The 18,043-nt window shown below is 72.3% G+C and carries 18 protein-coding genes; 10 read left to right on the forward strand and 8 right to left on the reverse strand.

Annotated features, from left to right (window positions below):
- Window positions 1-165: 165 nt before the first annotated feature.
- Window positions 166-567, reverse strand: coding sequence for a hypothetical protein (locus ABZ016_RS09290; protein WP_356915912.1), 402 nt, complete (start codon window positions 565-567; stop codon window positions 166-168).
- An 83-nt stretch (window positions 568-650) separates the two neighbouring features.
- Between ABZ016_RS09290 and ABZ016_RS09295 the strand changes: the two genes are divergently transcribed.
- Window positions 651-1,424: an MBL fold metallo-hydrolase gene (locus ABZ016_RS09295; RefSeq protein ID WP_356915913.1), complete on the forward strand. Its 774-nt coding sequence runs from the start codon at window positions 651-653 to the stop codon at window positions 1,422-1,424.
- 35 nt (window positions 1,425-1,459) lie between these two features.
- Entirely contained in the window at window positions 1,460-2,074 is a 615-nt protein-coding gene (locus ABZ016_RS09300; RefSeq protein ID WP_356915956.1) for a VTT domain-containing protein, read from the forward strand.
- 86 nt (window positions 2,075-2,160) lie between these two features.
- On the opposite strand, the gene ABZ016_RS09305 is transcribed toward ABZ016_RS09300, so the two are convergent.
- From ABZ016_RS09305 to ABZ016_RS09320, 4 genes are all read right to left on the reverse strand, one after another.
- Window positions 2,161-3,222: an MBL fold metallo-hydrolase gene (locus tag ABZ016_RS09305; protein WP_356915914.1), complete on the reverse strand. Its 1,062-nt coding sequence runs from the start codon at window positions 3,220-3,222 to the stop codon at window positions 2,161-2,163.
- Window positions 3,219-4,466: an aminotransferase class I/II-fold pyridoxal phosphate-dependent enzyme gene (locus ABZ016_RS09310; RefSeq protein ID WP_356915915.1), complete on the reverse strand. Its 1,248-nt coding sequence runs from the start codon at window positions 4,464-4,466 to the stop codon at window positions 3,219-3,221. The genes ABZ016_RS09305 and ABZ016_RS09310 overlap by 4 nt, the downstream gene beginning before the upstream one ends.
- Window positions 4,467-4,655: 189 nt before the next feature.
- Entirely contained in the window at window positions 4,656-5,381 is a 726-nt protein-coding gene (locus ABZ016_RS09315) for a hypothetical protein (protein ID WP_356915916.1), read from the reverse strand.
- A gap of 147 nt (window positions 5,382-5,528) precedes the next feature.
- Window positions 5,529-6,323: an RNA polymerase sigma factor SigF gene (locus ABZ016_RS09320; RefSeq protein ID WP_356915917.1), complete on the reverse strand. Its 795-nt coding sequence runs from the start codon at window positions 6,321-6,323 to the stop codon at window positions 5,529-5,531.
- 242 nt (window positions 6,324-6,565) lie between these two features.
- Here ABZ016_RS09320 and ABZ016_RS09325 point away from each other — a divergent pair, with 242 nt between their 5' ends.
- The 6 genes from ABZ016_RS09325 (at window position 6,566) to ABZ016_RS09350 (ending at window position 12,872) form a co-directional block, all read left to right on the forward strand.
- On the forward strand, window positions 6,566-8,359 hold the full coding sequence (locus ABZ016_RS09325) for a thiamine pyrophosphate-requiring protein (protein ID WP_356915918.1): 1,794 nt from the start codon (window positions 6,566-6,568) through the stop codon (window positions 8,357-8,359).
- Between the two features lie 303 nt (window positions 8,360-8,662).
- Window positions 8,663-9,064 carry a DUF2795 domain-containing protein gene (locus tag ABZ016_RS09330; RefSeq protein ID WP_356915919.1) on the forward strand — a complete coding sequence of 134 codons (402 nt, stop codon included), beginning with the start codon at window positions 8,663-8,665 and terminating at the stop codon, window positions 9,062-9,064.
- A 79-nt stretch (window positions 9,065-9,143) separates the two neighbouring features.
- A complete protein-coding gene (locus ABZ016_RS09335; protein ID WP_356915920.1) occupies window positions 9,144-9,578 on the forward strand; it encodes a CBS domain-containing protein in 435 nt (144 codons plus the stop codon).
- Window positions 9,575-10,222: a diguanylate cyclase gene (locus ABZ016_RS09340; RefSeq protein WP_356915921.1), complete on the forward strand. Its 648-nt coding sequence runs from the start codon at window positions 9,575-9,577 to the stop codon at window positions 10,220-10,222. Before ABZ016_RS09335 ends, ABZ016_RS09340 begins: the two co-directional genes overlap by 4 nt.
- A gap of 5 nt (window positions 10,223-10,227) precedes the next feature.
- Window positions 10,228-10,770 (forward strand): type 1 glutamine amidotransferase domain-containing protein, encoded by a 543-nt coding sequence (locus ABZ016_RS09345; RefSeq protein WP_356915922.1) that lies wholly within the window; start codon window positions 10,228-10,230, stop codon window positions 10,768-10,770.
- Window positions 10,770-12,872 carry a catalase gene (locus tag ABZ016_RS09350; RefSeq protein ID WP_356915923.1) on the forward strand — a complete coding sequence of 701 codons (2,103 nt, stop codon included), beginning with the start codon at window positions 10,770-10,772 and terminating at the stop codon, window positions 12,870-12,872. The genes ABZ016_RS09345 and ABZ016_RS09350 overlap by 1 nt, the downstream gene beginning before the upstream one ends.
- Before the next feature lie 71 nt (window positions 12,873-12,943).
- Here ABZ016_RS09350 and ABZ016_RS09355 read toward each other — a convergent pair whose 3' ends face one another.
- The gene (locus tag ABZ016_RS09355) at window positions 12,944-13,231 is read right to left on the reverse strand and encodes a DUF6158 family protein (protein WP_356915924.1); all 288 of its coding nucleotides are present in this window, start codon (window positions 13,229-13,231) and stop codon (window positions 12,944-12,946) included.
- A gap of 65 nt (window positions 13,232-13,296) precedes the next feature.
- Between ABZ016_RS09355 and ABZ016_RS09360 the strand changes: the two genes are divergently transcribed.
- The gene (locus ABZ016_RS09360; protein ID WP_356915925.1) at window positions 13,297-14,397 is read left to right on the forward strand and encodes a Vms1/Ankzf1 family peptidyl-tRNA hydrolase; all 1,101 of its coding nucleotides are present in this window, start codon (window positions 13,297-13,299) and stop codon (window positions 14,395-14,397) included.
- Between the two features lie 126 nt (window positions 14,398-14,523).
- Here the strand turns inward: ABZ016_RS09360 and ABZ016_RS09365 are convergent, their stop codons facing one another.
- Window positions 14,524-16,143 (reverse strand): ATP-binding cassette domain-containing protein, encoded by a 1,620-nt coding sequence (locus ABZ016_RS09365; RefSeq protein ID WP_356915926.1) that lies wholly within the window; start codon window positions 16,141-16,143, stop codon window positions 14,524-14,526.
- Window positions 16,144-16,217: 74 nt separating this feature from the next.
- A complete protein-coding gene (locus ABZ016_RS09370) occupies window positions 16,218-17,129 on the reverse strand; it encodes a LysR family transcriptional regulator (RefSeq protein ID WP_356915927.1) in 912 nt (303 codons plus the stop codon).
- Window positions 17,130-17,278: 149 nt separating this feature from the next.
- On the opposite strand from ABZ016_RS09370, the gene ABZ016_RS09375 reads away from it, so the two are divergent.
- A partial coding sequence (locus ABZ016_RS09375) for a lyase family protein (protein WP_356915928.1) occupies window positions 17,279-18,043 on the forward strand: 765 nt, incomplete at its 3' end.

An 18,043-nucleotide genomic window follows, 5' to 3' on the forward strand; every position in this document is an offset into this window, starting at 1 on the left:
GTCTCAACGCCGGCGGGACGCCTTCTGTCCCCGCATGTAGCTTCCGGTCGAGGTCGCTCTCTTTCCCGCCGCGCCGGTGCGCAACCCCGGCGGCGGTACCGGGCGGCGGTGTCCGGCGGCCGTGCCCGACCCGGGCGGCCGGTGAGGCCGCGGGCAACCGAGCCGTCAGCGCCCGTCGTAGCCGGCCGTCGGCATGGAGAGCCGACGGTGCACGCACGCCTTCATGGCCGCGTCGTACGCCGGTTCCTCGTGCCCCACCGTCTCGACCCGTACTCCGCGCCGCGCGCACTCCGCGGTGAACTGCTCGACGGACGCGAGCGCGCTCTCCAGGACCCGCCTGCTGGGCGCCACGAACAGGTCGAGGCCGGGCCGGACGCCGTCCCACAGCGCGCAGTGGTCGGGACGCAGCCCGCGGACCAATAACTCACGGCTCACCACGTAGCCGCGCTCGGCCGCCCAGCGGGCGCACATCGCGTGCTGGCTGCGGGAGTCCACCAGGAACGGATCCTCGTCCAGCTCCTCCAGCGGCGTCAGACTCGCGATCGCCGTGACCCGGACCGGCACCATGGCGTCCCCCCTCACCTCCGGTTCAGCCGCCGACCCTACTCCTGCACGTAGGCTTCGGGGAGTCGCGCGAAGGAGGCAAAGAGGTGCCGGTGGAGATCACCTGGTGGGGTCACGCGACGTGCACGGTCGAGGATTCGAACGTACGCGTACTCACCGATCCTCTGTTCGCGCGCCGGCTCGCGCATCTGCGCCGCCGGCGCGGGGCGCTGCCGCCGCCCGGCGCCCATCGCGCGGACGTGGCTCTGGTCTCGCATCTGCACGCCGACCATCTGCACGTACCGTCGCTGATGCGGCTCGCGGAAGGCACGCGCCTGCTCGTGCCCCGGGGCGCGCGCCGTGCGGTGCCGGGGCTGCGCCGGCTCACGCACCTCCAGGTGAGCGAGATGGCACCCGGGGACGAGACACCGGTCGGCGACGTCGTCGTACGGGCCGTGTCCGCGCGGCACGACGGGCGGCGGCTGCCGTTCGGACCGCACCGCTCCCCCGCGCTCGGCTACGTCATATCCGGCGAGGCCCGCACGTACTTCGCCGGGGACACCGGGCTGTTCGAGTCGATGGCCGAGGAGGTCGGGCCGGTCGACGTGGCACTGCTGCCCGTGGGCGGCTGGGGGCCGTACCTCGGCGAGGGACATCTGGACGCGGGCCGGGCGGCGCAGGCGCTGGAGCGGCTTGCGCCGGGCAGTGCGGTGCCGGTGCACTACGGCACGTACTGGCCGATCGGGATGGACGCCGTGCGCCCCCACGAGTTCCACGCGCCGGGCGATGAGTTCGTGCGGCTCGCGGCCCGGCGCGCGCCCGGCGTGACGGTGCACCGGCTCGGACACGGGGAGAGCGTGCGCCTGGAGGTCGCGCGGTGACCTGGACCGTGCCCTTCGCACAGGTCGGTGGGCCCCTGCTCGCGGCGTCGGCCGTCACTCCGGCGTCCATCGTGTCGGAGTCCACCCAGCAGGCGGTCGGATACCCCACCCTCTTCCTGCTGGTGCTGGCCGGGGCGCTGGTGCCGGTGATCCCGACGGGCGCGCTGGTGAGTTCGGCCGCCGTGGTCGCCTTGCATCAGACGGCGCCGTTCTCGCTGCTGATGGTGTTCGTGACGGCGTCGCTGGCGGCGTTCCTCGGGGACGCGGCGCTGTACTGGCTGGGGCGGCGCGGGTTGAAGTCGAAGAACGGGTCGCGGTGGCTGGGGGCGATCCGGTCGCGGGCGCCGGAGGAGCGGCTGGCGCAGGCGCAGGAGAAACTCGCGGCGCATGGTGTCGCCGTGCTGGTGTTGTCCCGGCTGGTGCCGGCGGGGCGTATCCCGGTGATGCTGGCCTGTCTTCTGGCCGAGTGGCCGCTGCGGCGGTTCTCCCGGGGGAATCTGCCGGCCTGTCTGGCGTGGACGGTGACGTATCAGTTGATCGGGATTCTCGGGGGGTCGTTGTTCGCCGAGCCGTGGGAGGGTGTGCTGGCGGCGGTCGGGCTGACCTTGGTGATCAGTGCGGTGCCGGCTGTGTGGCGGCGAGTGCGGTAGCGCCGTAGCGCCGTTGTTGGTCGCGGTTGTCTTCAGGGTGCGGGTTGTGTGGGGCTGGTCGCGCAGTTCCCCGCGCCCCTGAGGGGTCAGATTCCCTCAAGCACCCGTGAAGAGCCGATCGGCAGGTCCCAGAGGTTGTCTCGGGGCAGGCCTGACTTTTCCCATGCGGCCTGCACCCGTGTGAGGGGCTCCATGACCGGCTCCGCCGACAGGACGAAGGTCGCCCAGTGCATCGGGGCCATCCTGGTCGCGCCGAGGTCCTGGGCCGCTTGGACGGCTTCCTCGGGGTCGCAGTGGACGTCCCTGAGCCACCAGCGCGGTTCGTAGGCGCCGATGGGCAGCAGGGCCAGGTCGATGCCGGGGTAGCGGCGGCCGATGCGGGAGAACCAGTGGCCGTAGCCCGTGTCGCCGGCGAAGTAGACGCGCTGACCCTCCTGGTCGGTGAGCACCCAGCCACCCCACAGGCTGTGGCAGGTGTCGGTGAGGGTGCGCTTGGACCAGTGGTGGGACGGGACGAAGTCGAAGCGGACGCCGCCGAGTCGGGCCGCCTCCCACCAGTCGAGCTCGGTGACGCGCGTGAAGCGGCGGCGGTGGAACCAGCGGGCGAGACCGGCCGGGACGAACACCGGGGTGTCGCGCGGGAGCCGGCGCAGCGTGGGGGCGTCCAGGTGGTCGTAGTGGTTGTGGCTGATGACGACGGCGTCGACGCGCGGCAGCGCCTCCCAGGGGACGCCCACGGGGGTGATGCGGGCCGGGGTGCCGAGGATCCGGCGGCTCCAGACCGGGTCGGTGAGGACGGTGAGCCCGCCGATGCGGACCACCCAACTGGCGTGTCCCGCCCACGTGACGGCGACCGTGCGGGCGTCGACGCGGGGCAGCGGGCCCGGCTCGTAGGGCAGCCGGGGAATGTCGGCGAGGCCTTCGGGCCCCGGTCTCACGGCACCTTCGCGGGCGAAGCGGGCCATGGCCTTCAGGCCGGGGAGCGGGGCGGTGAGCCGGTCGTGGAAGGTGCGCGGCCACACGCGGTGCTCGGCCAGCGGCCTCGGTTCGGCCAGCGGCGGCTGAGGGGTCACCAGGGGGGACGGGAGGGCCGGGTCGTCGGTTTTCCGGGTGGTCGTACTCGTGGTCGACTCGGACTGCTGCGTCATCGAGGAGACTCCCATCGCTGAGCGTCGTCGCGGAGATCGTCGAAGACCGACTTCAGTTGGATCAACGCGCGGTGCACGTGCGGCAGTTCCAACGGCGTGGGCGAGGTGAGACATTCCGCGCGTTCCGGGTCGGAACCGGCCAGCAGTGCGCCGGTGGAGAGCCGCACGCGCGGGGCTTCGAGCTCGTCGCCGAAGCGGTGGCCGCCCGGGGCCGGCATGCCGAGGCGGGCGGAGAGGAAGTCCTCCAGTTCCTGCGCGTCGCCGACGCCGTGCGCGTTCAGCGCGGGGCGCAGCGGGGTGAGGTCGACGTACAGGTGGCGGCCGGCCTGCGGGGGCCGGGCGAGGGCGCCCGCGGCGACCACGGCGGAGTGCGCCTCGGCGGCCAGGCGCGCGTGCAGGCGCACGGCCGTCGCGACACGCTCCGCGACCGGTTCCGGCTCCCCCAGGGCGTAGGCGGCCGCGGCGGCGACGGGGGCGGCGACCCGGGCGTCGAGCGCGGTGAGGACGTCGAGCACGCGCGCGTGGAGGCCGTCGGCGTCTTCGCCGGCCGGGAACCGGGCCACGGCGGCCGGCCAGCCGGGCGGGAGCAGGGCACCGGCCAGGTCGCTGACGACGGTGACCCCGTCGGTCAGCATCTCGGCGGGGCTGAGCAGCACGGTGTCGTGCGGGTCGTGCAGGGTGTCGCGCCAGGTCTCGTCGCTGACCAGGTGCAGGCCCTCCCCCTGAGCGGCCTCGACGGTCTCGTGCAGCAGTTCGGGAGGGGCGACGGTGGCCGTGGGGTCGTCGGCGACGGACAGCACGAGCAGGCGTGGATCGCCGCCCTCGGCACGGACCCGGCGCACGGTCTCCAGCAGGGCGTACGGGTCGGGGACACCGCCGCTCTCCGGCGGGGTCGGCACGTGGAAGGCGGGGCGTCCCAGCAGGCGGGCGTAGGGCGCCCACCAGGCGGCGCAGGGCCTCGGCACGAGGACGTCGCCGCCGAGGGCGGCGGTCAGCGCGAGCAGCAGGGCGGGGGCGCCGGGGCCGGCGGCCACGCGGTCGGGGCCGCAGTCCAGTCCGCGCCGGTCCCAGTAGCAGCAGGCGGCTTCACGCAGGGCCGAGCCGCCGCCGACCGGCTCGTGGCCGCCGCGGGAGGCCGCCGCCGCGAGCACCGCGGACAGCTCGGGGAGCACGGGCAGTCCGTCCTCGGGGAGGGGCGGCCCGAAGCGGACCGGGCCGTGGCCTTCCGGGTCGGTCCGCCGCATCCGTACCTCCGCAGTGCCTGGTGCCCCTTGTGTCGCCTCCGGCGCGTACGCCCGGCTGGTGCCCTCGGCCACTGAGTACCCAGGGTGGCGTCGCCCCATGGGCGTGCGGCCGGGTCGTGACGGTCACAGCATGAGCGCACCGCGCGGGGGAAGCGGATGCCGTCCGCGCGGCCGCGGCGTGCGCCGGGGTCAGCGATAGGGGTCGCTCTCCCGGTTGCGCAGCCGGTGCGCCGCGGCGCCGAACGCGCCCGCGATCAGCACGCCGCCCGCGACCAGGGCGGGCACGGAGTCGGTGAAGGCCCCGCCGTCGCCGGCGCGTACCCCGCGCCGCTGGACGACGGCCCCGTCGCACTCGGTGTCGCCGCGATGTGCGTCCGGGGCGGCGCTCTCGGTTGCGTCGGGGCAGGGCTCGGGGGTGGGCTCGTACGGCTGCTCGTGCCCGCCACCGCGGTCATCACCGCCGCCGCTGTCACGGCCACCGCCCCCGCCCCCGCCGTGGGCCACCGTGAACGTCGCGCTCCACTCGGTGCCCTCCCCGCCGGGGGCTGCCGGGCAGGTGCCGTCGACGGTCCATGCCGAGTCGTCGCCGAGGGCGTCCGGATCGTCCTCGAAGCTCTCCGCCGAGGCGATGTGCGCCGTGCCCCGGTAGGCGGGCCCGGACAGCTCGTCGTCGTTGCCGGTCACCTTGCGCAACGGGACCGTGCCCTCGTCGAAGGCCTGCGAGGTCGCGTCGATGGTGTCGGGGGGCGGTCCCCCGTCCGGATCACAGCTGACCGAGACGGTGAGCGTGCCTCCGGGTTCGACGGTGGCGGGACCGGCCTCGGCGGTGGGGTCGGCGGCCACGACGGGCGCGAAGCCCATCAGGGCCGAGCCGGCCAGGACGGCGACGGAGAGTGCGTGGAGGGTGCGGCGCATGGGGCGAGCTCCTTCGGGCGACGGCAGGAATGCCCTTCTGCCATCACAGCCCGTTCACGACGGGCTCGCGCGAAACCGGACCCCATTAGCGGGACGGCCTCCGCCGACCGAGTGAAGTGGGAGGGCCTTCAGGGGCGCACCACGGCGCTACGCGACATCTCGCATGACCTGCTCCCGCACCCGGCCACAGGACCGGCTGATCAACCGGGACACGTGCATCTGCGAGATCCCCAGCTCCTCGGCGATCCGGCTCTGGGTCATGTCCCCGAAGAACCGCATGTACAGGATCGCCCGCTCGCGCTCCGGCAGCGCCGCCAGCCGGGCCTTCACGGACTCGCGGTCGACGACCGTGTCCAGCGCCGGGTCCGCGGACCCCAGCGCGTCGCTCAGGGAGTACCCGTCCTCGCTGCCGGGCAGCTCCGCGTCCAGCGAGAGGGCGGTGAAGCTCTCCAGGGCCTCCAGCCCGGCCTTGACGTCCTCCTCGCTCATCCTCGCGTGCTCGGCGATCTCAGCGACGGTCGGCCGGCGTCCGGAGATGGTCTGGGACAGGTCCTGGGAGGCGACACGCACGCGGTTGCGCAGGTCCTGGACCCGGCGGGGAACGTGCAGAGTCCACATGTGGTCGCGGAAATGCCGCTTGATCTCGCCGGTGATGGTGGGCACCGCGTAGCTCTCGAAGGCGTTGCCGAGCTCGGGGTCGTACCGGTCGACGGCCTTGACGAGGCCGAGGGCCGCGACCTGGCGCAGATCCTCGAAGCTCTCGCCGCGGCTGCGGAAACGTCCGGCGAGGCGGTCGGCCATCGGCAGCCAGGCCTCGACGATCTCGTCGCGGAGCGCGTCCCGCTCGGGTCCGGCGGGAAGGCCGGCGAGCCTGCGGAAGGCGTCGGCCGTGTCGGGTGCGTCGTTGTGGGGGTGCTGCTTCGTCCTGGTGTGGGTCGGCATGTTGCGTCGCACTTCCCTTGCAGGGTGCTTTGGGGTGGACGGTCACCGTGGGAGCGCATCGGCTGTGGGACGGAGGCGCCGGCGGTGGCACTGCGGCGCCACTCCCACGGGCGTGCCTCCTGTCCGAAGCACTGAGGTGCGCCTGCCCCCGGCCCCCACCCGCAAACCCGCCCAGGTTTTCCGCCCGAGCGCAGGGTGACTCGTACTGCTGGCCCTTTCCCCCTACGTCCGGGAGGTCGTACATGAGCACCAAGGTCGCCGACCACGTCCTGCAGAGGCTGCGCGAGTGGGGGGTGGAGCAGGTCTTCGGTTATCCGGGCGACGGCATCAACGGACTGCTCGCCGCTTGGGGCCGGGCCGAGAACGAGCCGCGTTTCGTGCAGTCGCGGCACGAGGAGATGTCGGCGTTCCAGGCGGTCGGCTACGCCAAGTTCAGCGGCCGCCTCGGGGTGTGCGCCGCGACGTCGGGGCCGGGGGCGATCCATCTGCTCAACGGCCTGTACGACGCCAAGCTGGACCATGTGCCGATGCTGGCGATCGTCGGCCAGACGCACCGCACCGCGATGGGCGGCTCGTACCAGCAGGAAGTGGATCTGCACACGCTGTACAAGGACGTCGCCTCGGAGTTCGTGGAGACGGTGACGGTACCGGAGCAGCTGCCGAACGTGCTGGACCGCGCGATCCGCACGGCGTACGCGCGGCGCTGCCCGACCGCGATCATCATCCCCGGTGACGTGCAGGAGCTGGACTACTCGGCGCCGACGCACGAGTTCAAGATGGTGCCCTCCAGCCTGGACCGCAGTTCGTGGACGGCGGTTCCGTCCGACGACTCGGTGCGGCGGGCGGCGGAGATCCTCAACTCCGGTGACAAGGTGGGGATCCTCGTCGGGCAGGGCGCGGCCGGTGCACGGGCCGAGGTGGAGCGGATCGCCGAACTGCTCGGCGCGGGCGTCGCCAAGGCGCTGCTCGGCAAGGACGTCCTGAGCGACGAACTGCCGTACGTCACCGGCTCGATCGGCCTGCTGGGGACCCGGCCGTCGTACGAGCTGATGCGGGACTGCGACACGCTGCTGACCATCGGGTCGTCGTTCCCGTACACCCAGTTCCTGCCGGAGTTCGGCAAGGCGCGGGGCGTGCAGATCGACATCGATCCGCACATGATCGGGATGCGCTACCCGTACGAGGTGAATCTCGTCGGGGACGCGAAGGCGACGCTGGAACGGCTGATCCCGCTGATCGAGGAGGGACGCGGCCGCGAGTGGTACGACACGGTGTGTGCCAACGTGACGCGCTGGCGTGACGTCATGGAGCGCCGGGCGGAACTGGACGCCGATCCGATCAACCCCGAGTACGTGGCCCGGGCCCTGGATCCGCTGCTGCCGGACGACGCGATCGTCACGTCCGACTCGGGTTCGACGGCGAACTGGTACGCGCGGCATCTGACCATGCGGCCGGGCATGCGCGGCTCGCTCTCCGGCACGCTGGCGACGATGGGCTGCGGTGTGCCGTATGTGATCGGCGCGAAGTTCGCGCATCCGAACCGGCCCGCTATCGCACTGGTCGGGGACGGGGCGATGCAGATGAACGGGATGGCGGAACTGATCACGGCGGCGAAGTACCGCCATCTGTGGGACGACCCGCGTCTGGTGATCGCGGTGTGGAACAACCAGGACCTGAATCAGGTCACGTGGGAGATGCGGGCCATGGAGGGCGCGCCGTCGTTCCTGCCCTCGCAGGAGCTTCCGGACGTGCAGTACGCGGCGTTCGCACGCTCGCTGGGGCTGACCGGCATCCGGGTGGAGAAGCCGGAGGACGTCGAGGCGGCCTGGCGGGCCGCGCTGCAGGCGGACGGTCCCGCGGTGGTCGAGTTCCTGACCGATCCGGCTGTCCCACCGATCCCGCCGCACGCCACCTGGGACCAGATGGAGGCGACCGCCGCGTCGGTCCTGAAGGGCGACGCGGACCGGGGATCGATGGTCAGGCAGGGCTTCAAGGCGAAGGTGCAGGAGTTCCTGCCGGGGCGGGAGAAGAAGTAACCGCAGCGGGGGCGGGATTCACGTCGGCCGGTTCGCGCCGGCCGGCGTCCTCGTGCGACTGCGGCAGCAGGAGTTCCTCGTATCGGCCCAGCACCAGCACCGCTCCGAGCATGAGCAGCGGAATGAGCACAGCGAGCATCGCCATGGCGGGTCCTTCCCCAGGGATGTGTGGGGGGTGTGAGCCGGGTCTCCCGCAGACCGTGGCGCAAACCAGTGCGACGGCGGTGATCCGGTGGGCCGCGCCCGTGTCGGCCCCCGGTGTTCGGGTACGCGGTGCGGGCCCCCGAACGTCTGGAGGGAGACATGCAGCGAGGCAGCGACCGGCTGAGCGTCCACCGTGACGACGAGATGAAACACGAACTGCAGGGTCTGCTCAGGTCCGGGCACCCCACGCGCAGTGAGGAGTGGCACGACCCCGAGCCGGCCGCGGATGACGACCCCGAGGTCGCGTACGGGCCGGTGACGCCGGGCCGTGCGTCGACGTCCCTGGAGTCGGTGCGGCTGGAGCTGGCCCGGATCCTGGGCCGCAGGGCGTTCCCCGCGAGCGCCCGTGAGCTGGCCCGCGAGCTGCGCGGGCACCAGGCACCCGATGTCCTCGTCGAGGCCCTGGAGCGGCTGCCGCACCAGGAGCGCTACGGCAATGTCCAGGAGCTGGCCGAGGCCCTGATCCGGGCCAGGGAGACCGGACCGGAGGAGTACGCGTAGGACGGCGCCGGGGCGCACCGGGGCCGGTGTCGTGCCGGCGCCGGTGCCCCCGCCCGCCGGGGAACGGAGGGAGGGCCCAGTGAAGGCCGAGTTGGTGAAGGACGTGATGACGCCGGGTGTGGTCGCCGTGCGCCCGGACGCCTCGCTCGTCGAGGCGGCACTGTTGATGCGCACGCAGAACATCGGCGACGTGGTGGTCGCCGAGGGGCAGGACGTGATCGGTGTGCTCACCGACCGTGACATCACGGTGCGGGCCGTGGCCGACGGTGCCGACCCGATGACGGTGAGCGTGCAGACCGTGTGCACGCCGGATCCGGTGACGGTGACGCCGGAGGACCGGGTGGCGACCGCGGTCGCGCTGATGCGTGAGCACGCGGTGCGCCGGCTGCCGGTGGTGGAGAACGGGCTGCCCGTCGGGATCGTGAGCCTGGGCGATGTGGCCGAGGCCGAGGATCCCGCGTCGGCGCTCGCCGACATCAGCCGCGCCGATCCGGATGCCCGGGGTGGTGCATGAGCACGGACCAGGCGAAGCAGATCAGTGCCACCGGCGTCACAGTCGACGTCGGTGACGCCACGACCCGTTATCTGCTGTACGGCCTGCTGCCCAGCTGGTTCGTCCCCGGGGTGGCCGACTGGGTGATGCACCGGCGAACCCGTATCGAGGAGACGGCGGGCACCAAGGAGTCGTTGATCCACTCGCTGATGATGGCCGAGGTCGGCATCCCGATCGCGCTGACGCTGCGCTACGAGGTGAACCCGCTGCTGCTCACCGTGCAGTTGGGCGGGGCCGCGGTGCACGAGGCGACGGCGCTGTGGGACGTGCGTACGGCCGTGAGGAGCGAGCGGGAGGTCAAACCGATCGAGCAGCACATCCACAGCTTTCTGGAGTCGCTGCCGTTCGGGGCCCTGGCCGCCCTGATGTGCCTGCACGCCGACCAGGTGAAGTCGCTGCTGCGCGGCGGCGCGGGCGATCCGGACGCGTGGCGTCTGGTGCCGCGCCGGCGGCCGCTGTCACCCGGCTACCTGGCGGGCATCGCCGCCGCCATCGGCACGTGTGTGCTGCTGCCGTACGGCGAGGAGTTGCTGCGGTGCGTTCGGGCCGGCCGCAGGAACAGCAAGAAAAGCAAGAACAGCAAGAGCAAGAGGGAAGGACGTTGAGCATCATGCGTATCGCGTTTCTGGTCGCGCCCGAGGGCGTCGAGCAGGTCGAGCTGACCGATCCGTGGCAGGCGGTGAAGGACGCCGGCCACGAGCCCGTGCTGGTGTCGACGCAAGCGGGCGAGATCCAGGCCTTCAACCACCTCGACAAGGCGGACACCTTCCCCGTCGACGAGGTCGTGGGCGAGACATCGCCGGGTTCGTTCGGGGCCCTGGTGCTCCCGGGCGGCGTGGCCAACCCGGACTTCCTGCGGATGGACGACAAGGCGGTCGCCTTCGTCCGGGACTTCTTCGAGCAGGGCCGCCCGGTGGCCGCGATCTGCCACGCGCCGTGGACGCTGGTCGAGGCCGACGTCGTACGCGGCCGTGAGCTGACCTCCTGGCCGAGCCTGCAGACCGACATCCGCAACGCGGGCGGCACCTGGGTCGACAAGCAGGTCAAGGTCTGTGACCACGGGGCCGGCAAGCTGGTCACCAGCCGCAAGCCCGACGACCTGAAGGCGTTCTGCGAGACCTTCCTCGACGTCTTCGCCGAGGAGGCCGCCTGATGGCGTTGCCCGCCGACCGCAAGCAGGAGCAGCGCGAGGCGTCCCGGGCGGATGATCCGGCCGGCGGGCCGCTCACCACCGACCAGGGAGTCGAGGTCGATCACACCGACGACTCCCTGACCGCCGGGGAGCGCGGCCCGACGCTGATGGAGGACTTCCACTTCCGGGAGAAACTCACCCGCTTCGACCACGAGCGGATCCCGGAGCGGGTGGTGCACGCGCGGGGCGCGGGCGCGTACGGGTACTTCGAACCGTACGAGTCGTGCGCGGAGTTCACCCGCGCGGCGTTCCTCCAGGACCCGTCGGTGCGGACGCCCGTGTTCGTGCGGTTCTCGACCGTGCAGGGCCCGAAGGGGTCGGCGGACACCGTGCGGGACGTGCGCGGCTTCGCGACCAAGTTCTACACGTCGGAGGGCAATTACGACCTGGTCGGGAACAACTTCCCGGTCTTCTTCATCCAGGACGGCATCAAGTTCCCGGACTTCGTGCACGCGGTGAAGCCCGAGCCGCACAACGACATCCCGACGGGCGCGTCCGCCCACGACACCCTGTGGGACTTCGTCTCGCTCCAGCCCGAGACGCTGCACGCGATCACCTGGCTGATGTCGGACCGGGCGATCCCGCGCAGCTACCGCATGATGCAGGGCTTCGGCGTGCACACCTTCCGGTTCGTGAACGCCGAAGGGCGCGGCACGTTCGTGAAGTTCCACTGGAAGCCGAAGCTGGGCGTGCACTCCCTGGTGTGGGACGAGGCCCAGGAGTGCCAGGGCCGGGACCCGGACTTCAACCGGCGTGACCTGTGGGACGCGATCGCGGCGGGTGAGTATCCCGAGTGGGAGCTGGGCGTCCAACTCGTGCCGGAGGAAGACGAGTTCGCGTTCGACTTCGATCTGCTCGACGCGACGAAGATCATCCCTGAGGAGCAGGTGCCGGTGCGGCCGATCGGCCGGATGGTGCTGAACCGCAACCCGGAGAACTTCTTCGCGGAGACCGAGCAGGTCGCGTTCCACACGGCGAACGTCGTGCCCGGCATCGACTTCACCAACGACCCGCTGCTCCAGGCACGGAACTTCTCCTACCTGGACACCCAGCTGATCCGGCTCGGCGGGCCCAACTTCTCGCAGCTGCCGGTGAACCGGCCGGTCGCGCCGGTGCGCAACAACCAGCGCGACGGCTACCACCAGGGGGCCATCCACTCCGGCACGAACTACTTCCCGAACTCGCTCGGCGGTGGCTGCCCGGCCCACGCCGGCGCCGGCTCGGGCGCCTACACCCACTACGCCGAACGGGTGGACGGCCACAAGATCCGGCGTCGCAGCCCCAGCTTCCAGGACCACTACAGCCAGACGGCGCTGTTCTGGAACAGCATGGCCGACTGGGAGAAGCAGCACATCGTGGAGGCGTTCCGGTTCGAGCTCGGCAAGGTCGGCGCGATGACGGTGCGGGCGCGTACGGTCGAGCACCTGGCCAAGGTCGACGGGGATCTGGCCGCGCAGGTGGCGCGGGGTATCGGGGTGCCGGAGCCGTCCGCCGCGGAGGCCGCGTCCAAGCAGTCCTCCCCCGCCCTCAGTCTGGAGTCACTGCGCGGCGACGGTTCGATCCGGACCCGGCAGATCGCGGTGCTCGTCACGGACGGCGTGGACGCGGAGCAGGTCACGTCCGTGCGGGAGCGCCTGGCCGCCGAGGGGGCGATCGTCGAGGCGCTGGCGGCCACGGACGGGACGATCACCGGGGCCGACGGTGAGACGTACGCGGTCGACCGTGCGCTGCCGACGGTGGCGTCCGTGCTGTACGACGCGGTGCTGCTGCCCGGCGGGCCCGTCGGCACGCCGCCGACCGCGGCCGACCCGGACGCGGTGCGGTTCGTGCGGGACGCCTACCGGCACGGCAAGCCGGTCGGCGCGCTGGGCTCGGGGGTGGGCGTCCTGTCGGCCCTGGAGCCGGAGGGCCTCAGGCTGTCGACGGAGTTCCACCGCGTGGTCACCGACCAGGGCGTGGTCACGGACACGTCGCCGGGGCCGGCGAGCGAGGAGTTCCTGGACGCGTTCGTGGGTGCGATCGCGGCGCACCGGCACTGGGGGCGAGGGCCCGTGCGGCACTGAGCGGGGGCCGGGCCGGGCTCGTTCCGGTCCGGCCCCGGTCCGCCGTGGTCCGGTGGTGTCCTTCGAGGGGCTCAGGTGCCGGGGGTGGTGGGAGTCGCCGACTCCCCGCTCCCCCGCTCCCGGGCCCCTTCGCGTGTGCGGCCGGCGGCCACCGGGCGGTTCGGGTTGCGGCGCAGGTACTCGCCCTCGAGCTGTGCCATGCGTTCGTTGTGGGCGCGCAGCGCGTCGTTCGAACCGTAGAGCAGCGTGTCGTGGCGCGTGCGGTGGATCGTCTCCAGCTCTTTCATGAGCTGCTGGTCGTCCAGCCGGTCAGGGTCCACTCCGGTCATGGTGTCGCCCCGCTCCTCGTGTTCGTTCATGGGGTCCGGGTACCCGCCCGGGAAGCAACTGAGCACTACCCCCGAGCGGCATCCGGGAGGGAGCCATGGATCTCGCTTTTCTGCACCCACTGTACGAACACTCCGGCCCCTGGGCCTCCGTGTACGTCGACACGTCCCGGCATACGGAGGACACCCCCCACGAGCGGCGCCTGACGGCTCAGGCGATGGCCAGGGAGCTGGCCGCGCAGGGCGCGGACGAGGCGACCTGCCGGGCCGTGCAGAGCGCGATCGAAGACCTGGCGCACTCCTCCGAACCACACGGCCGGGCCCTGTTCGCCCGCGCCGGTGAGGTGGTCCTCGACCCGCCGCTGGCCCGTCCACCGCAGGGCGGCGACTGGGCCGAGTGGGCGCCGCTGCCGCGGGTCACGCCCCTGCTGGAGCTGGCCGGCGACGACCCGGTGTGCGTGGTCGCCTACGTCGACCGCAAGGGCGCGGACTTCGAGCTGCGCAGCGCGCTGGGCAGGGAGGACGCCGGGAGCGTCACCGGGCGCACGTGGCCGGTGCACCGGACGAGCACCGTCGACTGGTCCGAGCGGCATTTCCAGCTGCGGGTGGAGAACACCTGGGAGCACAACGCCGCGGAGATCGCCGACGCGCTCGCCGTGTGCCAGGAGGAGACCCGGGCCGACCTGCTGATTCTCGTCGGTGACGACCGTGAGCGGCGGTCCGTGCACGAGCGGCTGCCCAAGCGGCTGCACGACCTCGTCGTCGAGGCGCCGCACGGCAGCGGCAGCCGGCTCCTCGACGAGGACGTGGAGCGGGCCCGTGCCGAGCACGTGGGCCGGCGTGCCGAGGCGGAGCTCGACCGTTTCCGGGCCGCACGGCGCTCCGACGACGAGGGCCGGGCCGGCGCCGTGGAGGGGGTGCCCGCGCTGATCGAGGCGGCGCGTGAGCACCGCATCGACGAGCTGCTGATCAGGCTGGACGGGCCGGACGCGCACCGCGAGGTGTGGATCGGTGAGGATCCTGACCAGGTGGCTGTGCGGCGTACGGATCTGAAGGTGCTGGGCGAGCAGAACTCGTGGCCGGCCCGGGCGGACGATGCGTTGATCCGGTCGGCGGTGGCCACGGACGCGCCCGCGTTGGCGGTTTCCCAGGAGGAGGTGCCGGTAGGGGGCCTTGGGGCGCTGTTGCGCTGGAAGTGAGCGGGGCCATGCTGTGCGCCCAGCCGCCGTAGGGGTACTGCACACGTCGCGTGTGCCGGTGCGTTGTGGCTGGTCGCGCAGTTCCCCGCGCCCCTGAGGGGGCTGCGCCCAGGGGGCGCAGCCCCCTCAGCGCGCTCGTTCCACCCGGCGTTCGTCCCAGACCGGGTTCGGGGTTTCCCGGACGCGGCCGTCGCTGCCGAAGACCAGGTAGCGGTCGAAGGAGCGGGCGAACCAGCGGTCGTGGGTGACCGCGAGGACCGTGCCCTCGAAGGCCTCCAGACCTTCCTGGAGGGCCTCCGCCGATTCCAAGTCCAGGTTGTCGGTCGGTTCGTCGAGCAGCAGGGCCGTGGCGCCCTCCAGCTCCAGGAGGAGGATCTGGAAGCGGGCCTGCTGACCGCCGGACAGGCGTTCGAACGTCTGCTCGGCCTGGTTGGTCAGCTCGTAGCGGCGCAGCCGGGACATGGCGGCGCCGCGGTCCTGGGCATGCTCCTTCCACAGGATGTCGAGGAGGGTGCGGCCCCGCAGCTCCGGGTGTGCGTGGGTCTGCGCGAAATGACCGGGGACCACCCGGGCCCCCAGCTTCCAGCCGCCCGTGTGCGCCACGTCCTCGCCGGCGAGCAGGCGCAGGAAGTGGGACTTCCCGGAGCCGTTGGAGCCGAGGACGGCGACGCGTTCGCCGTAGAAGACCTCCAGGTCGAAGGGCTTCATCAGGCCGGTCAGCTCCAGGTTCTCGCAGGTGACGGCCCGGACGCCGGTGCGGCCGCCCTTGAGCCGCATCCGGATGTCCTGCTCCCGGGGCGGCTCCGGGGGCGGGCCGGCCTCCTCGAACTTGCGGAGCCGGGTCTGGGCGGCGCGGTAGCGGGACGCCATGTCGTGACTGTTCTCCGCGGCTTGACGGAGCGTCAGCACCAGCTTCTTCAACTGTGCGTGCTTCTCGTCCCAGCGCTTGCGCAACTCCTCGAAGCGGGCGAACCGCTGGCGGCGCGCCTCGTGGTACGTCGCGAACCCACCACCGTGCACCCAGGCGTCCGCGCCGGCCGGTGAGGGCTCGACGGAGACGATCTTCTCGGCGGCGCGCGCGAGGAGTTCGCGGTCGTGGGACACGAAGAGGACCGTCTTGCGGGTCTCCTTGAGCCGCTCCTCCAGCCAGCGCTTGCCGGGCACGTCCAGGTAGTTGTCGGGCTCGTCGAGCAGCAGCACCTCGTCGGTGCCGCGCAGCAGGGCCTCGAGGACGAGGCGCTTCTGCTCACCGCCGGAGAGGGTCCGGACGAGCCGCCACTGCGCCTTGTCGTACGGGACGCCCAGGGCTGCCGTGGTGCACATGTCCCACAGCGTCTCCGCCTCGTAGCCGCGGGCCTCCGCCCAGTCGGCGAGGGCCTGGGCGTACTTCAGCTGGGCGGCCTCGTCGTCGACGGTCATGATGGCGTGCTCGGCGGTGTCGACGGCCCGGGCCGCCTCGCGGATGCGGGGCGTCGCGACGGACACGAGCAGGTCTCGCACGGTCGTCTCGTCGCGTACGGATCCGACGAACTGGCGCATCACGCCGAGGCCGCCCCCGACGGTCACCGACCCGCCGTGCGGCTTCAGCTCACCGGCGATCATGCGCAGCAGGGTCGTCTTCCCCGCCCCGTTGGGTCCCACGAGGGCCACCACGGCCCCCTCCCCCACCCGGAACGACACATCGCCCAGCAGGGCCCTTCCGTCGGGCAGGTAGTACTCAAGGTGCGCGGCTTCGAGGTGACCCATGGGGCCCGATTCTGTGGGCAACGGGGGAGCCGCGGCAAACGCATTATGTCTTCATGGCCCTGTGGGGCCGCGGGTCAGGAGCCGAGTGCGGCGGCCTGGTCACGCAGGCCGCGCAGTGCCAGCTTCAGCAGCGGGTGGCCCTCGCTGCCGCTCCGTACGGCCGTGTACACCCGTCGCGTCGGCCGGCCGCCGCGCACCGGGCGGATCTCGGCGCCCTTGAAGGCGATGCCGTGCAGCGCCGAACGGGGGACGAGGGCCACGCCGGCCCCGGCGGCGACCAGGGCGCACACCGCCCGCGAGTCGTCGGCCAGACACTCCGCGCGAGGGTCGAAGCGGGCGTCCTCGCAGGCCCGCAGGACGACGTCGTGCACCGGGTTGCCCGGCCACGGCGTGACCCACGGGTCCTCGCTCAGCTCGTCCAGAGCGACGTCCGGGGCGTCGGCCAGCGGATGCCCGGAGGGCAGCACGACATCGAACGGCTCGGCGTACAGCGGCCGGCGCAGCAGCTGGTCGCCGTCCTGGCCCGGGGTGTCACGGTCCTCCACCCCCAGGGCGATGTCGACCGCGCCGTCGACGAGGAGCCGGCGGCTCGCATGCCCTTCGGCGTCCTTCACCCGGATCCGTACCCGTGGGGCGCGTATCCGCAGCTCGGCCACCGTGGGGGCCACCACCTCGGTGATGGCGCTGGCGAACGCGGCGATGGTCACCTCGCCGGCCAGGCCCTCCGAGCAGGCGGCCATGTCGGCCTCCGCCTGTTCCAGCTGTGCGGCGACCTTGGCCGCGTGGGCGGCGAGGACCACACCGGTCGGAGTGAGCCGGACGGTCCGGCCACGCCGCTCCAGCAGCAGGTGCCCGACCTCCGCCTCCAGCGCGGCCAGCTGCTGGGAGGCCGCCGACGGCGACAGGTAGAGGGCCTGGGCGGCGGCGGTCACGGTGCCGTGCTCGGCCAGCGCCCTGAGCACCCGGAGCCTGCGTGGATCGATCACCGGATCAGTAGACCAGGCGAACCCCGCGTTCGTGAAGCGGAGCTTCACAGGCACCCCGCGAAATTGCCGATGGATTTAACAAGAGCGGCACCGCAGAGTTGTCTCCCGGCTCCCCCCACACTCCCTCCCCGAAGGATTTTGCTGTGCCCATGACCGAGCGGCAGCGCCGTGAACACGACCTTCTGGGTGACCGGGACGTGCCGGCCGACGCGTACTGGGGCGTCCACACGGCCCGCGCCGTGGAGAACTTTCCGATCACCGGCACGGCGATCTCCGCCTACCCGCACCTGATCGACGCGCTCGCCGCCGTGAAGGAGGCCGCCGCCCGTGCCAACCAGGATCTCGGTCTGCTCCCGGCGCGCAAGGCCGACGCGATCGCGGCGGCCTGCCGGGAGATCCGGGACGGCGCGCTGCACGACCAGTTCGTGGTCGACGTCGTCCAGGGCGGCGCGGGGACCTCCACGAACATGAACGCCAACGAGGTGATCGCCAACCGGGCGCTGGAACTCCTCGGCCACGCCAAGGGCGACTACCACCATCTGCACCCCAACGAGGACGTCAATCTCGGCCAGTCCACCAACGACGTCTATCCGACGGCGGTCAACGTGGCCACGATCGCCGCCGTGCGGGAGCTGCTCGCCGCGATGACCGTGCTGGGCGACGCCTTCGCCGCCAAGGCCGAGGAGTTCCGCGACGTCCTGAAGATGGGCCGCACCCAGCTCCAGGACGCGGTCCCCATGACGCTCGGCCAGGAGTTCTCGGCGTACGCGGTGATGCTGGAGGAGGACCGGAGCCGGCTGGCCGAGGCCGTCCTGCTCGTCCATGAGATCAACCTGGGCGCCACGGCGATCGGCACCGGCCTCAACGCCCCCGCCGGGTACGCCGAGGCGGCCCGCCGGCACCTCGCCGCCCTC

The organism is Streptomyces sp. NPDC006372 (assembly GCF_040612515.1).
Lineage (GTDB): Bacteria > Actinomycetota > Actinomycetes > Streptomycetales > Streptomycetaceae > Streptomyces.

What these genes read in the sequence shown, in the direction of transcription:
- ABZ016_RS09290 (WP_356915912.1), bottom strand. Translation starts at nt 567, where the DNA reads ATGGTGCCGGTCCGGGTCACGGCGATCGCGAGTCTGACGCCGCTGGAG.
- ABZ016_RS09305 (WP_356915914.1), bottom strand. Translation starts at nt 3,222, where the DNA reads ATGACGCAGCAGTCCGAGTCGACCACGAGTACGACCACCCGGAAAACC.
- ABZ016_RS09310 (WP_356915915.1), bottom strand. Translation starts at nt 4,466, where the DNA reads ATGCGGCGGACCGACCCGGAAGGCCACGGCCCGGTCCGCTTCGGGCCG.
- ABZ016_RS09315 (WP_356915916.1), bottom strand. Translation starts at nt 5,381, where the DNA reads ATGCGCCGCACCCTCCACGCACTCTCCGTCGCCGTCCTGGCCGGCTCG.
- ABZ016_RS09320 (WP_356915917.1), bottom strand. Translation starts at nt 6,323, where the DNA reads ATGCCGACCCACACCAGGACGAAGCAGCACCCCCACAACGACGCACCC.
- ABZ016_RS09325 (WP_356915918.1), top strand. Translation starts at nt 6,566, where the DNA reads ATGAGCACCAAGGTCGCCGACCACGTCCTGCAGAGGCTGCGCGAGTGG.
- ABZ016_RS09330 (WP_356915919.1), top strand. Translation starts at nt 8,663, where the DNA reads ATGCAGCGAGGCAGCGACCGGCTGAGCGTCCACCGTGACGACGAGATG.
- ABZ016_RS09340 (WP_356915921.1), top strand. Translation starts at nt 9,575, where the DNA reads ATGAGCACGGACCAGGCGAAGCAGATCAGTGCCACCGGCGTCACAGTC.
- ABZ016_RS09345 (WP_356915922.1), top strand. Translation starts at nt 10,228, where the DNA reads ATGCGTATCGCGTTTCTGGTCGCGCCCGAGGGCGTCGAGCAGGTCGAG.
- ABZ016_RS09350 (WP_356915923.1), top strand. Translation starts at nt 10,770, where the DNA reads ATGGCGTTGCCCGCCGACCGCAAGCAGGAGCAGCGCGAGGCGTCCCGG.
- ABZ016_RS09355 (WP_356915924.1), bottom strand. Translation starts at nt 13,231, where the DNA reads ATGAACGAACACGAGGAGCGGGGCGACACCATGACCGGAGTGGACCCT.
- ABZ016_RS09360 (WP_356915925.1), top strand. Translation starts at nt 13,297, where the DNA reads ATGGATCTCGCTTTTCTGCACCCACTGTACGAACACTCCGGCCCCTGG.
- ABZ016_RS09365 (WP_356915926.1), bottom strand. Translation starts at nt 16,143, where the DNA reads ATGGGTCACCTCGAAGCCGCGCACCTTGAGTACTACCTGCCCGACGGA.